Source organism: Neobacillus sp. D3-1R, assembly GCF_052180215.1.
GTDB lineage: Bacteria > Bacillota > Bacilli > Bacillales > Cytobacillaceae > Pseudoneobacillus.
On the sequence record NZ_CP197471.1, the window covers coordinates 2848882 to 2862633 of the forward strand.

General features: G+C 35.4%; 17 protein-coding genes. 1 reads left to right on the forward strand and 16 read right to left on the reverse strand.

Translation table 11 applies throughout. The features are described 5' to 3' along the window. Window positions 1-104: 104 nt before the first annotated feature. From ACSBPO_RS14595 to ACSBPO_RS14625, 7 genes are read right to left on the reverse strand one after another with little or no spacing between them, the layout of a single operon-like run. Entirely contained in the window at window positions 105-1100 is a 996-nt protein-coding gene (locus tag ACSBPO_RS14595) for a biotin--[acetyl-CoA-carboxylase] ligase (RefSeq protein WP_442594492.1), read from the reverse strand. Then, a complete protein-coding gene (locus ACSBPO_RS14600) occupies window positions 1073-2272 on the reverse strand; it encodes a CCA tRNA nucleotidyltransferase (RefSeq protein WP_442594494.1) in 1200 nt (399 codons plus the stop codon). Before ACSBPO_RS14600 ends, ACSBPO_RS14595 begins: the two co-directional genes overlap by 28 nt. A gap of 41 nt (window positions 2273-2313) precedes the next feature. Continuing rightward, window positions 2314-3441: an N-acetyl-alpha-D-glucosaminyl L-malate synthase BshA gene (gene bshA / locus ACSBPO_RS14605; protein ID WP_442594496.1), complete on the reverse strand. Its 1128-nt coding sequence runs from the start codon at window positions 3439-3441 to the stop codon at window positions 2314-2316. Window positions 3442-3451: 10 nt separating this feature from the next. Next, window positions 3452-4153 carry a bacillithiol biosynthesis deacetylase BshB1 gene (gene bshB1, locus ACSBPO_RS14610; protein WP_442594498.1) on the reverse strand — a complete coding sequence of 234 codons (702 nt, stop codon included), beginning with the start codon at window positions 4151-4153 and terminating at the stop codon, window positions 3452-3454. Continuing rightward, on the reverse strand, window positions 4150-4566 hold the full coding sequence (gene mgsA / locus ACSBPO_RS14615) for a methylglyoxal synthase (RefSeq protein ID WP_442594500.1): 417 nt from the start codon (window positions 4564-4566) through the stop codon (window positions 4150-4152). Before mgsA ends, bshB1 begins: the two co-directional genes overlap by 4 nt. An 11-nt stretch (window positions 4567-4577) precedes the next feature. Further along, window positions 4578-5381 carry a 4-hydroxy-tetrahydrodipicolinate reductase gene (gene dapB / locus ACSBPO_RS14620; protein ID WP_442594502.1) on the reverse strand — a complete coding sequence of 268 codons (804 nt, stop codon included), beginning with the start codon at window positions 5379-5381 and terminating at the stop codon, window positions 4578-4580. A gap of 6 nt (window positions 5382-5387) precedes the next feature. Continuing rightward, window positions 5388-5732, reverse strand: a complete 345-nt coding sequence (locus tag ACSBPO_RS14625; protein ID WP_442594504.1) for a nucleotide pyrophosphohydrolase — start codon at window positions 5730-5732, stop codon at window positions 5388-5390. 189 nt (window positions 5733-5921) lie between these two features. Between ACSBPO_RS14625 and ACSBPO_RS14630 the strand changes: the two genes are divergently transcribed. Beyond that, window positions 5922-6794, forward strand: a complete 873-nt coding sequence (locus ACSBPO_RS14630) for a YitT family protein (protein WP_442594506.1) — start codon at window positions 5922-5924, stop codon at window positions 6792-6794. A 40-nt stretch (window positions 6795-6834) separates the two neighbouring features. On the opposite strand, the gene ACSBPO_RS14635 is transcribed toward ACSBPO_RS14630, so the two are convergent. The 9 genes from ACSBPO_RS14635 to ACSBPO_RS14675 form a co-directional block, all read right to left on the reverse strand. After that, complete coding sequence (locus tag ACSBPO_RS14635; protein ID WP_442594508.1) at window positions 6835-7509, reverse strand: zinc metallopeptidase; 675 nt, start codon at window positions 7507-7509, stop codon at window positions 6835-6837. 45 nt (window positions 7510-7554) lie between these two features. Next, entirely contained in the window at window positions 7555-8355 is an 801-nt protein-coding gene (ypjB, locus tag ACSBPO_RS14640; protein ID WP_442594510.1) for a sporulation protein YpjB, read from the reverse strand. A gap of 92 nt (window positions 8356-8447) precedes the next feature. Next, on the reverse strand, window positions 8448-9035 hold the full coding sequence (locus ACSBPO_RS14645) for a DUF1405 domain-containing protein (protein ID WP_442594512.1): 588 nt from the start codon (window positions 9033-9035) through the stop codon (window positions 8448-8450). Window positions 9036-9130: 95 nt separating this feature from the next. After that, a complete protein-coding gene (locus tag ACSBPO_RS14650; protein WP_442594514.1) occupies window positions 9131-9898 on the reverse strand; it encodes a c-type cytochrome in 768 nt (255 codons plus the stop codon). A gap of 42 nt (window positions 9899-9940) precedes the next feature. Further along, the gene (qcrB, locus tag ACSBPO_RS14655) at window positions 9941-10615 is read right to left on the reverse strand and encodes a menaquinol-cytochrome c reductase cytochrome b subunit (protein ID WP_442594516.1); all 675 of its coding nucleotides are present in this window, start codon (window positions 10613-10615) and stop codon (window positions 9941-9943) included. 3 nt (window positions 10616-10618) lie between these two features. Beyond that, the gene (locus tag ACSBPO_RS14660) at window positions 10619-11125 is read right to left on the reverse strand and encodes a ubiquinol-cytochrome c reductase iron-sulfur subunit (RefSeq protein WP_442594518.1); all 507 of its coding nucleotides are present in this window, start codon (window positions 11123-11125) and stop codon (window positions 10619-10621) included. A 125-nt stretch (window positions 11126-11250) separates the two neighbouring features. After that, on the reverse strand, window positions 11251-11712 hold the full coding sequence (locus tag ACSBPO_RS14665) for a YpiF family protein (protein WP_442594519.1): 462 nt from the start codon (window positions 11710-11712) through the stop codon (window positions 11251-11253). A gap of 197 nt (window positions 11713-11909) precedes the next feature. Then, window positions 11910-12452 carry a ReoY family proteolytic degradation factor gene (locus ACSBPO_RS14670; protein WP_442594521.1) on the reverse strand — a complete coding sequence of 181 codons (543 nt, stop codon included), beginning with the start codon at window positions 12450-12452 and terminating at the stop codon, window positions 11910-11912. Window positions 12453-12489: 37 nt separating this feature from the next. After that, window positions 12490-13749 (reverse strand): tetratricopeptide repeat protein, encoded by a 1260-nt coding sequence (locus tag ACSBPO_RS14675; protein ID WP_442594523.1) that lies wholly within the window; start codon window positions 13747-13749, stop codon window positions 12490-12492. Window positions 13750-13752 lie beyond the last annotated feature (3 nt).

A 13752-nucleotide genomic window follows, 5' to 3' on the forward strand; every position in this document is an offset into this window, starting at 1 on the left:
TCACCTTAGCACTAGGTGCAGTTCACTTGGATACTGCCCAATAAGCATTATAACAAATCCATTAAGCATTTGGCTATTACCTGAAATTTTTTTCCAGAAAAATTTTATTGGCAGATTTCGATATCAGCTGAATAAACATGGTGAATGTTTCCTTCTTTATCTTCGATTCTTAATACTCCGTCATCTGTAATACCTAATGCTTTCCCTTCGATGATATTGGTTAGGGTTCTGGCTTTAATATTTTTTCCAATACTAATTGCATATCCTTCCCATAAAAGCTTAATCGGATAAAACCCTTTGTCTAAATAGAGTTGATAAAGTTTTTCTAAGTGAAATAGAACAGAACGAATGATGGCAGCTCTTGAAATTTTGCTCCCTTTTTCTATTGCTATAGAGGTTGCAATCTCTTGTATCTCTGAAGGAAAATCCTTTATTTGCTGATTCACATTAATCCCAATTCCCATGATAACGGAATTAATTCTGTCTGCTTCTGCTTGGAGTTCCGTTAAGATACCAGTCATTTTTTTCCCATTGATTAAAATATCATTTGGCCATTTGATTTCCGGTGAAAGACCAGTTAATTCTTCAATGGATTGAACAACGGCCACTGCTGCTATTAATGTGAGCTGTGGTGCTTTTGCAAGAGGAATGTTGGGTCGTAATATAATACTCATCCAAACGCCGGTATACTTAGGTGAATACCATTTTCGGTCCATTCTTCCTCTTCCAGATAATTGTTCCTCTGCCACAACAATGGTTCCTTCAGGAGCATTTTCATACGCTAAACGTTGGGCAATTTTCTGAGTAGATTCCACACTCTCCTCGTACTGGATGGTGTGACCTAAAAAATTTGTTTTTAAACCTAGCCTTATCTCATCTGCAGTGATTTTTTCAGGTGTCTTCATAATACGATATCCTTTATTCCGAATAGCCTCTAATTCAAAGCCTTCCTTTCGCAATTCCTCGATATGTTTCCACACTGCGGTTCTCGAACAGCCAATCACATCTGCTAATGTTTGACCAGATAGATACTGATTTTCCTTTTCAGAAAAAGCATCCAATAATTTTTTCCTTATTTCGGATTGCAACTTAAAAGCCACTCCTTTATTGCTTCCTTATCGTTTTTCAACTGTTTATGGAGAATTAATTTTTCAATCGTTTCTAAAAGTTCTCTTAACCATGGTCCACCTAATTGATTCGTCCATGCCATTAAGTCTTGCCCTGTTACAGCTAAGTCTCCTCTGTCTTTTATAGGCAGCTGCTGATAACTTTGTTTTACTTCATGTAAATGCTCATTTATGTCTTTTCCATTCAAAATATTATAAACCTTCTCCGTACTCATACATATCACTTCTCCAGCATGATACATGGATAGAGGAGACCATTTTTCCTCAAACCGTTGATAGAGAAAGAACATCATTCTTTGTATATCTTTTATTTTTTGATTTGAAAGCTTCCATTCTTTTAAAAATGCCATAACCTCTTTGTCAACCATATTTAATAAATAGGATAAGAGCGTCCACATTTCGATTAACTGAAGTTGGTCACAATGAAGTTGGCTTAATTTAGTAAAAGCTTCATTTTTATTTTTTAATCCAGGTAAATAGGGAAGAAGCTCTGCATTCAATAATATTTGAAAGGCAACGTTACGATTTTTTCCCGTCAGAAGTTTTTCAAATTCTTTTGTTTTTCGTTCGGTCGAAATGTTTTCTAATAAATGTCCATTTCTTTTTAAGGCTTTAAACGTTTCCTCCTCGACGGAAAAAGAAAGCTGACTAACAAAACGAATGGCCCGCATCATCCTTAATGCATCCTCAGAAAATCGTTCTTCAGCTTTTCCTACTGTCTGAACACGTTTATCTCGAATGGCTTCATTCCCGAGAAATGGGTCAATGAAATGTCCGTTGCGATTCATCGCAATGGCATTCATTGTAAAATCTCTTCTTTTTAAGTCCTCATATAATGATCGGATAAATTGAACACTTTTGGGTCTGCGAAAATCTTCATACTCTGCTTCACTTCGAAAAGTCGTTATTTCATAGGTTTGGCCATTGTAAAGAACTAGTACAGTACCATGTTCAATTCCTACATCTACTGTTTTAGAAAAAATCATTTTAATTTCCTCTGGTGTTGCAGAAGTAGCAATATCCACATCATCAATTTCTTTATTTAATAGATAATCCCTTACGGACCCTCCCACAAAATAGGCTTCATAACCAAATGATTCAATTTTTTCTAAAATGGGAATAGCTTGTTGAAACGCTTTTATCACAGTATCACCTTATCTATATACATTTAGATTACAAAAATTATTTAAGATAAAAGCTGAAAATAAATATCTTCATACTGGCTAACTATTCGCTCTGCTCTAAATTTTTCGTGAACTGTTATGATGGATTGATTGGCAAACTCCTGATGCATTACCTTATCTGTTAATAATGAAATGGCTTTATCAGAGATAGATTCAATATCTCCTACTGGGCATATAAAACCATTTTTCCCGTCTTCTATCACCTCTGGAATTCCCCCGATATTGGTTCCAATACATGGGACTCCGCAAGCCATTGCTTCTAATGCTACTAAACCAAAGCTTTCTTTTTCAGAAAGTAATAGCATTAAATCACTTAAACTATATAGTTCCTCGACATTATCTTGTTTTCCCAGAAATAATACTTTATCATTCAGTCCTAGCTCTGACACAAGATTACACACAACTGTCATTTCTGGACCGTCACCCACTAATAATAGTTTTGCCTTCACATGCTTCTCAATTTTAGAAAAAACTTTTACGACATCTGGTACCCTCTTAACGGATCTAAAGTTTGATACATGGATAATTGCTTTTTCATCTTTTTGTATATTTAAATCTTCTCTTAAAGAATTTGAATTTATTTTTTGATAGACTCTTTCATCGATAAAATTGTAAACCGTTTCAATATCTTTTTGCGGATTAATAAGTTCATTGGTTTGCCGTATGAGTGAATTAGATACTGCTGTTACATAATCCGATTTTTCAATACCGAATTTGATAGCCTGGGACAGAGAACGGTCATATCCTAAAACCGTAATATCTGTTCCATGCAATGTTGTAACAATTTTGATATCTTTATTAATCATTTGTTTCGCTAAAATAGCACAGACAGCATGAGGAATAGCGTAATGAACATGAAGAATATCAAGATTCTCACGATTGGCTACCTCAGCCATTTTACTTGCCAATGCGATATCATATGGAGCATATTGAAAAACATTATATTGGTTTACCTCTACCTGATGGTAGAAAATATTATGGTACATTTTCTTTAATCGAAATGGCAAACTAGAAGAGATAAAATGAATTTCATGTCCTTTTTCAGCTAATAATTTACCTAATTCTGTTGCAATAACCCCAGACCCACCAACTGTTGGGTAACAAGTGATTCCAATTTTCAATTTTTTCATTCTCATTCTCCTAATATGTTAGGTCAAACAAGAGGGGCTTTTTTGTTTTAAAGCCCTCAGCATAGTTTACCCCTACCTCTTTCCCAAACATTCTTTCCCTTGCTTCAACCGTTTCTATGTAGCCATTAACAAGGGGTGTATCATATGTATCATTGGATTTGATAAATTGACTTTCATAAGCTTGTAAACTTAATTTCTTTTTCTCCATTTGCAAAGAGATATCAATGAGAAAATCTGGTTTATGGAAGCCGTTAATCATATAAAAGTAAGTATTTTTAACTCTGTGCGGTTCAGTATTTTCTAGAGTTTTATAATTCTTAATTCCAGCAGAAAAAACAGCTTCCTCCACAATACGACCACAATTTCCATGATCAGGGTGGCGATCTTCAAAGTAAGGTGCAAATACAATCTCTGGCTTATATTTACGAATCAAATCAGCAACTTTTCTTATCATCTCATCTTGTAAAAATAAACCTCTATCAGGTAGACTTAAATTTTCACGATACATGACACCTAATATTTTTGAAGCCTTCTCTGCTTCTTCCTTTCGAAGTTCAACCGTTCCATTAGATGAAAGTTCAGCTTCTGTTAAATCACAAATACCTACTTTCAACCCTTTTTCTGTATACCTAGAAATGGTACCAGCCATGCCAATTTCCACATCATCAGCATGTGCTCCAAACGCAAGAATATCTAACTTTACACGACTCATTTTGAATCACCATTCTCAGTATCCAATACTTTGCGCCAATTTAAATGACCTTCCTGTAAGCCTCTTATCAGCATTTCAGCAGTACCCATATTGGTTGCTAATGGTATGGAATAAACATCACATAACCGAACTAATGCTGTTACATCTGGCTCATGGGGTTGAGCCGTTAATGGATCACGAAAGAAGAATACTAAGTCCATTTGATTTTTGGCAATCATAGAACCAATTTCCTGATCACCGCCTAAAGGGCCAGACTTAAAACGCTCTACCGAAAGTCCTGTTGCCTCCATAATTCTTAATCCTGTCGTTCCAGTAGCAAATAATTGATGCTTTTCAAAAATAGATTGATAAGCAATAGTAAAAGTAACTAAGTCATTCTTTTTTTGATCATGGGCAATTAAAGCAATATTCATATCAAAAGCTCCTATTCTAATATATTCTCTAGTCCGTATACAAAGGTATTAATTTTCATAACGCTCTCTACAGCAACCTTAACCCCTGACATAAATGAGGTTCTATTATAGGAATCATGTCGGATGGTTAAAGATTGTCCATCAGCTCCAAACATTACTTGCTGGTGGGCAATTAATCCAGGAAGACGTACAGAGTGAATATGCATTCCTTCCATAGTTGCTCCTCGTGCGCCTTGAATGGTTTCCTTTTCCTCTGGATGCCCCTGTTTCTTAGGTGTTCTCACATCTGATATCATTTGAGCCGTTTTTACAGCTGTTCCTGAAGGTGCATCAAGCTTCTGGTCATGATGAAGCTCAATAATTTCAACATCTTGAAAATACCTTGACGCCATTTGGGAGAACTTCATCATCAGAATAGCACCAATCGCAAAATTAGGGGCAATAATACATCCAAGGTTTTTATCCTCACATAAATCTTGAAGCTCTTGAAGCTCTTCTTTTGAAAAACCAGTAGTACCAACAACTGGGCGTATGCCATACTCTAGTGCAGTTCTAGCATGAAACATACCCACTTCAGGAGTTGTAAGATCTATTAAGACGTCTGCTGGATGATGTTGAAAACAATTCTCCATATTGCTATAGATCGGAACGTTAAGTCCACTAAAACCATCTATTTCTGATAATTTCATTCCATCATTTTTATGGTCAATAACGGCAACTAACTCAAAATGTTCCGTATCCGAAACCATCTTCACTGCTTCTTTACCCATTCGTCCTCTTGGTCCAGCAACAACAATCTTGATTCTATTATCCATTTTTACTTACTCCTCGTTTAGTTGATTTTTCTTAGTCCAACGGTCCTTATCTCTCGTTTTAAATTTATTCATGACCATTTCATGAGCTTCTTCCATATCAATATGTAAAGAATTAGCTAAGCAAACTAATACAAACAAGACATCTCCTAGTTCTTCTTCTATTGTTTTTTCCTTTTCAGTGCCTTTCTTTGGTTTTTCCCCATGATAGTGGTTAATTTCCCTTGCTAATTCCCCTAATTCCTCAGTCAATCTGGCCATCATGGCTAAAGGACTAAAATAACCCTCTTTGAACCCGTTAATATATTCATCTACTTCCACTTGTATTTGTTTCATTGTTTTTTGTGAGTTCATACTATCACCTCTATCTTTTTCCATCTTTTTTATGATTATAATTTAGTAAGCCTTAATGATTATGTTAGCTAAATTATCCTCGTTTTACAATATTTTCGATTCTGTTATGAGATAGAGAGTAGATTGCCCTACCTTTTTATATCCTATATAATAGGAGTCGCTAGAAATCGCAGGAAAGGGTGTACATATTTGGTATTCGGATTAAAAATAAAAAATGCATTATTTATTCTATTAGGAGCTGCTATATTCGCTTTTGGACTTGTTCATTTTAATATGCAAAATAACTTGGCTGAAGGAGGATTTACAGGAATAACTTTATTACTGTACTTTCTTTTTAAGTGGAACCCTTCCTATACAAACCTATTATTAAATCTTCCAGTATTTTTTATAGGATGGAAATTTTTAGGTAGGAAATCTTTTCTTTATACATTAATTGGGACAGTCGGGGTTTCCATCTTTTTATGGATTTTTCAAAGATACAGTATCGATATGCCCTTAAAAGAAGATTTAACTTTAGCCGCACTATTTGCAGGAGTTTCTATTGGTATTGGTCTTGGAATCATCTTTCGTTATGGTGGAACAACTGGTGGAGTAGATATTATTGCAAGACTAGCTCAGAAGTACATTGGATGGAATATGGGAAAAACAATGTTTCTTTTTGATGCAGTGGTTATTACGTTATCCCTTGTATTTTATCTGAGCTATAAAGAAGCAATGTATACATTAGTAGCCGTCTTTGTTGGAGCTAGAGTAATCGATTTTATACTTGAAGGATCCTATTCTGCTAGGGGCGCTATGATTATCTCTGAACATAATGATGATATTGCCAAAAAGATTATGGAGGAATTGGAACGTGGTGTAACAGTCTTAAAAGGGTATGGATATTTCACAAAAAATGAACGAGAAGTATTATATTGTGTGGTTGGAAGGAATGAAATTGTTCGCCTAAAAGGTGTAATAACATCCGTTGACCCCCATGCTTTTGTTTCGGTTACTGTGGTACATGATGTTCTTGGTGAAGGTTTTACGTTAGACGAAAATAAAAAACCAATTGAGCATTAAAAGCAAAAAACGGTCTATCTCTAGGATAGACCGTTTTAGTTTATTCTTCTCTTCTCATTCCCGAATAAATTAGAACTAAACGAAGTAATTCTAATACAGCAACAGCTGCTGCAGCTACATATGTTAATGCAGCAGCATTTAGAACTTTTCTTGTATTTCGTTCTTCCTCATTCCTAATAATACCTAATGAAATGATTTCATCCATTGCTCGATTTGAAGCATTAAATTCTACCGGCAAAGTGACGACTTGAAAAACGACGGCTGCAGACATAAATATAATTCCGAGAAGCACCATTCCACTTAAATGAGCCAAAAACCCAATTAGAATAAGAATCCAAGAAAAATTGGATCCAATGTTTGCAACAGGAACTAGAGCATGTCTTATTCGAAGAAAGCTATAATCTTCCTTATCCTGCAGTGCATGTCCTGTTTCATGTGAAGCGACAGCAGCTGCCGCTAAGGAATAGCCATGATATACATCAGGTGATAGACGAATGACTTTTGTTTTTGGGTCATAGTGATCACCTAGAAACCCTTTAGTCATTTGTACATCCACATTGTATAAACCGTGGTGATCAAGGATTTTCCTAGCCACCTCTGCCCCTGATACACGTGAACTATTTGTTACTCTCATATAAGTAGAAAATGTAGATTTCACTTTCCATTGAGCCCATAAAGGGATTAGAATGATAATCGCAAAATAAATCAGGTACATATGAACCTCCTTGCTGCATATCGAGTTGGATAGAAGATATCTTATTTATTCTTTAAATTCACGTTTAAAGTCCTTTTTACTTTGTTTATCACCTTTATATTTTTTCCATCCTACGTAAGATAATGTCATAATGATAATACTACCAGTTGAGATCATTACCCACCAAAGGGAAGGGTCTGCCTCATCCTCGGTCATTTCATCAAATATAGACTCTAAATCCGTTTCTAATGCTTGCAGTTCCTTTTGGCTCGTCGCTTGAGCAAGTATTTGTGGTCGATATTCATCGATAAAATTGATACGAGCATCAATTTGCTGAACACGATCTGCTGGAATATCAATTTTTATACTAGGATAAATCATTTCATAAAGTGTTAAGAATGAATTAAACGTTTCGTGAAATCCTATATTATCCCCATTGGTGGCAGCCTCTTTTACTTGACTGAACGTTGTCATAATCGGACCTTTCATCTCAGCCCAAAGAGGTTGATTCTTAGAAGAAATCGCATCCATTACTAAACGAAACTGAGTTAGACGATTTATTCTTTCGGGCTGATCCATACTTGCACTAGTAACAGCTTCTAACGCATCATTATGGGAAATAGTCACAATTCTTAATTCATCCATAGTAAAAGGCTGCCCTTTTCCTGTAATCGTAAGAAATTGTTTTGAGAAATATTCTAGTAATTTTTTTGCATCTTCAAACTTATTTAATTTAGCCATTTGCAGTGCGTCATCCGAAATCTGATCAAGCTCCGTTAAAGGTGACGATTCTTCTACATCTGCGCTTACGTAAATTGGTATTATCATAAAAATGACTATGAATATACTTATTAATTTGGCCTTCATCCTTGTCCCCCCTCTAATTACTAATAAAATGTATGAGGAGATGGACAAGGTTAGACCATAACAACTATTTATTTTCTATTAAAATTTACCCCTTAATAAATTTCAAGACGGTTTTGCTTCATCCCAAAGTAGTAGGCAAATCCTATAGAAAGAATGGATAACCAGAAAGTAAAATAGCCAATTTGAGGAGTAAATAAATCTAAAACATAATATTTTGGAAGCATAAAGAAAACATAATCAATTACATCATTATGTAAGGTCCATATGGCAGTTACGATAATATGCCATAATTTAATTCGGTAAAAAGGTGCATACAATAATCCTTGGATGGCCATTGCCAGATGGGAAAATATTAACATATACCCTACTTCGTCAAGCTCACCTGTTACCACAAAAACCAGGATGTTCATTACGACAGCCCAAATTCCATATTTAAACAATGTTACTATAGCCAATGCTTCAATTAAGCCCCAGTTTTTTTTCATTAAAAAGGCGATTAACACAAATACGAAAAATAAACTTGCTGTGGGGCTATCTGGTACAAATATTAGAAATTTAGCAGGTGTCTCCTCAAGTTGCCACCCATACCAATAGTATCCATAAATAGTACCAAGAATATTTACAATTAATAAAAGCCATAATATGTTACGATTAGCTAAAAAAGTATATATCCAATTCAAATTCAATTCCTCGTTTCATCCAAACTATCCCGATTTTACCATATTTTCAAATAAAGTAAAAAGCTGACGCTTTCACGTCAGCTTGTTTAAATTATTTATTCTGCTTTTAGGCTGGAGATAAATTCACCAAGCTTTTTCAATTCTTCATCAGTACCTTTGAAAACTCCTGGAGGCATATTTCCTTTACCCTTTTTAGCAATTTCCATTACTTCTTCAGGTGTTAAGCCTGTATCAACAAGTGCAGGAGCTCCTGCGCCACCTGTTAACTCAGCACCATGACATGTTAAACATGTATTAGCTTCCATGATTTTGTATCCTTCAGCTTCATGGTCAACCTCAACTTCAGCAACGATTTTCCCTTGTTTAGCAGCAGCTTCCCAGTCATGAGTAGCAACCGATTCCCAAGTTAAATAGAAGATACCTGCTAAAGCTAGTAACATAAATCCTGTTGCTAATGGACGTTTTGAAGGACGACGATGTGGTCCGCGGTCAATAAATGGTGCAAGTAAAAGCCCACCAAACGCTAAACCAGGCATAATCATAGCTCCAATAACGGTATAAGGACCAGAAGCATAGGAATACTTTAGCAATTGATATAAGAATAAGAAATACCAGTCTGGTAATGGAATATATCCTGTATCTGTTGGATCAGCAATTCTCTCTAATGGAGATGGATGAGCAACTGTTAAACATAAATATCCAATTAAGAAGACAGCACCAACCATCCACTCTTTTAATAGAAAGTTTGGCCAGAAGGCTTCCGTTTTACCAGGGTATTCCGAATAATCTTTAGGAATATTCGGTTTTCGCTCAGCTGGGACACGTGAGTCACCAACAAACTTCATCCCTTTTCCACGATGCATTGTTTAATCCCCCTCCTTTATATTTACGATATCGTAATCGATTTATAGTGGACCTGAAATACCTTGCTTACGAATAATTAAGAAGTGTGTTCCCATTAACCCTAATAATGCACCAGGTAAGAAGAATACATGGATCGCAAAGAAACGAGTTAATGTTTGTGCACCAACGATATCATGGTGTCCAGCAAGTAGTATTTTTACTTGGGTACCAATTAATGGTGTGGCTTCAGCAATTTGAAGACCTACTTTTGTTGCGAATAATGCTTTCATATCCCATGGTAATAAGTAACCTGTAAATCCTAAACCAAGCATTACGAAGAAGATAAGTACCCCAACTACCCAGTTTAATTCACGTGGCTTCTTATATGCGCCTTGGAAAAATACGCGTAACGTATGTAAGAACATCATTACGATAACTAAACTAGCTCCCCAGTGATGCATTCCACGAACAATTTGTCCGAATGCTACTTCGTTTTGGAGATAGTAAACAGAACGCCATGCATTTTCAATGTCTGGTACATAGTACATAGTTAAAAACATACCAGATAAAATTTGGATTACGGTTACAAAGAACGTTAATCCCCCAAAACAGTAAACAAATGCTGAAAAGTGATGTGCTGGGTTTACGTGTTCTGGTACTTCATGGTCAGCAATATCACGCCACAAAGGCGTAATATCTAAACGCTCATCAACCCAGTCATAAATCTTGTTCATCAATTATTACGCCTCCTTTCGTGGTTTTGCTTTACCTAAATATAAGAGTCCATCTTTTTCCATGGTAGGATATACATCAAGTGGTGCCAAAGGTGGTGTACCAGGAATGTTTGTACCATCTTTTGTATAACGACCATAGTGACACGGACAGAAGAATTGCTCAGGATTAGCCTTGTCCGTATTCCAACCAACAGTACATCCTAAATGTTTACACACTGGTGAAAGTGCAACAACTTTTCCATTGTCATCCTTATACACCCAAGCTGTGCTTGTTACTTCAGATTCATACCAAGCGTCTACTTGTTTAAAAGTAAAGTCCACACGTTGTGGTTCAGTTGTCAATTCCGCTACTTTTTGTGATGTTGGAATAAAATCACCAGCAGCTTCTGTTTTTAAAACAGGGTCGATTGCAAATCGTACCATTGGCATTAACATACCAGCAGCCATGAAACCGCCTACACCAGTTAAGGTATAGTTTAGGAATTGTCGTCTAGAAACTCGATTTTTGCTCATGCTTTTCCCCCCTCTATTACATAATGAAGTAATATAGACATTACACAATACATATAAAACTAGGACATAACAATGATATATCAATCTCTAATGAAGGTCAATAACATACTTAACGAAGAAAAATATTATTCTTCATGCCATTTTTGTGTAAATAAATTTAATAATTGTTTCACCTGGTCCAAAAGGATAGAATTTTTTTGTTTTTCTTCCATATGCTCTAAAGGTAATGCAGGCAGCCAAATGAGAGAACCGCTTAATTGCTGTTCAACCATTTTCCAGTCACTATCAGCGGTAACATAAAAAATATGTTTAAAATCCTCCGCTTTAAGCCTATTCTCCCACTCTATAAGATCGCTTAACCCTTTGTTATGTTCCTTGCTTTTAAAGTATATAAATCCCGGCATTAATATAAGCCTGCCTTTAAACTGTCTTTCTAATTGAGTGGCTAATAAATTAATAAACTCAGTCATATTTGCTGATTGCTTTGCATCATCCCCAAAAGATATTGGATATAGAGGAATAACCACTGTATCAATATACTCTCTAGATTTTAAAAACATGTCCATGTCTTCGGGTACCCATTTCATCTACTTCACTCCATAATATAGAAATTCCTCTATAATATATCATTATTATAGGCAATTTATCTAAAAAATTATCCAACTATATTAATTAGTTCTACATAAAAGAAAATTCCCTTCAAACCTTAATAAAATTTCACAAAATCGTCACATATAAAAACACAATAGAAAAAGCTGAATCACCTTCGATTCAGCTTTTTCTATTATATCTTTAAATTTTTCAATTGATCAGTTAGGCGCTCGAATGCTATTTTGTCTTGCTTATCAAGTGCTTCATCAATAAGGGACAGCAGCTTTTCCCTGTGGAAACGAGTAATGCTTTCATTCAAGATTTGTTCTGCTATAATTCGGTCAGAGTCATTTGTTTGAAGATGATTTGGCATAAAAGGGTTCTCTTCTAGAACCGCTACATACTGGTGAGCCTGATTGGATGCATGGAAATTCAATTGAATAAATATCTCCTCATCTCGGTTTAGCCGGATATCATGAAAAGATTTTTCTGCATCAGTGGTCATAACATTTTCCTTATAAAAGCGGAATGGCACTTTATCCACACAATGCGTTGACATAACCAATCCTCTTGGACAATACTGTGCCTGATCAACAAAATGAACCTTTTCCATTAATTGATCATGGCTCATTAAATAATTCAGTATCCAGACACATTCTCTGCGCTTCAGCTGATAATGATTTAAAAACCAACGAATAAAGTCCTTTTTCTCGTTGACAGATACAGGGGTTGCCATTGTTTATCCCTCCTCTGCAGGCTCATCAATGAAAGAGTTATCTTTCTGTTAATCTTTCAAGTACTTGCATGTACTCCTCATTACTTGGATCTTCTTTTAGTAATTCATTAAAAATTTCGGCAGATTCCTTTGTTTTTCCTTCTTCCATTAAAAAATAACCATATTCTAAAAGGAAATCTGTATTGTTATTAAAAAAAGTATATGCACGCTCATATTTGTTTAATGCCTGTAAATAATCTTCTAATTTGTGATAGGCAATGGCAGCATCCCATAGTAGCTGCGGCTCTTCTTCATCCATTGTTTCAATATTCTTAATAAGATCAAGCACATCTTCATATTGTTCATTGTGAAGAAAGAGTTTATTTAAGGTTAAAGCTGCCTCTGTAAAACCTGGGTCTAAGGCAATAGCTTCTCTAAGTAATTCTTCTGCTTCCTTTTCACGAGCTAATTTTAGAGCTATTTTTCCTCCATAGTAGTATAAGTCTTTATTGAATTCATCTTGGTGTAACCCAAGTTTAATGGCTTCAAAACAAGCCTCTAGCTCTCCTTCCTGTTCATATGCTTTCGCTAAATATAAATACAAGGAGTGGTACTCAGGATCTAGTTCTTTTAATTCATTAAATTTTTCTATCGCTGTTTGGTTATATCCAGCTTGGTAAGCTGTAAAAGCATAACCAAATAACGTATTAATTTCTAACTTTTCCTCTAAAGCTTTATCATAATGAGGGAGTGCTTCCTCAAACTGTCCAGAGACACTTAAAACCTCCGCTAATCTTTGATGCAAGTTAACACCGGCAATCTCTGTTTGTTCAGAGAGAACCTCTTGATACGCTTCTACCGCTTCTGAAAGCTTACCTTGTTCCGCATATAATTCACCAAGTGCGAAATCAATTATTTTCTCATCTGGTAATAATGCTTTTGCTTTTAATATTTTTTGCTCACTTACTTCAAATAAACCTTGCATTTGATATAAGTCAGCTAGCAATAATAAAGATTGCGGAAAGCTTGGGTCTTGTTCCGAAATTTGTTCTAGCAATAACATGGCTTGCTCTTCGTTATCCATTTCTAAATAAATTTCCGCCAAAAATACGAGTAACTCTCCCTCTTCAGGGTATTTTTCTAATAAGGTCTCAAATAATGCTTTGGATTCTTCTAAAAATCCTAACTGAAATAATCTTTCTCCTAATTCATATTGAACTTCTGCATTGCCATTTTTTAATACTGCTGAGTATTTTTTTAAAGCTTCGGTATGATGACCGTCTTCCAAAAGTGAAATGATTTCATTAACGATAGTCATAGG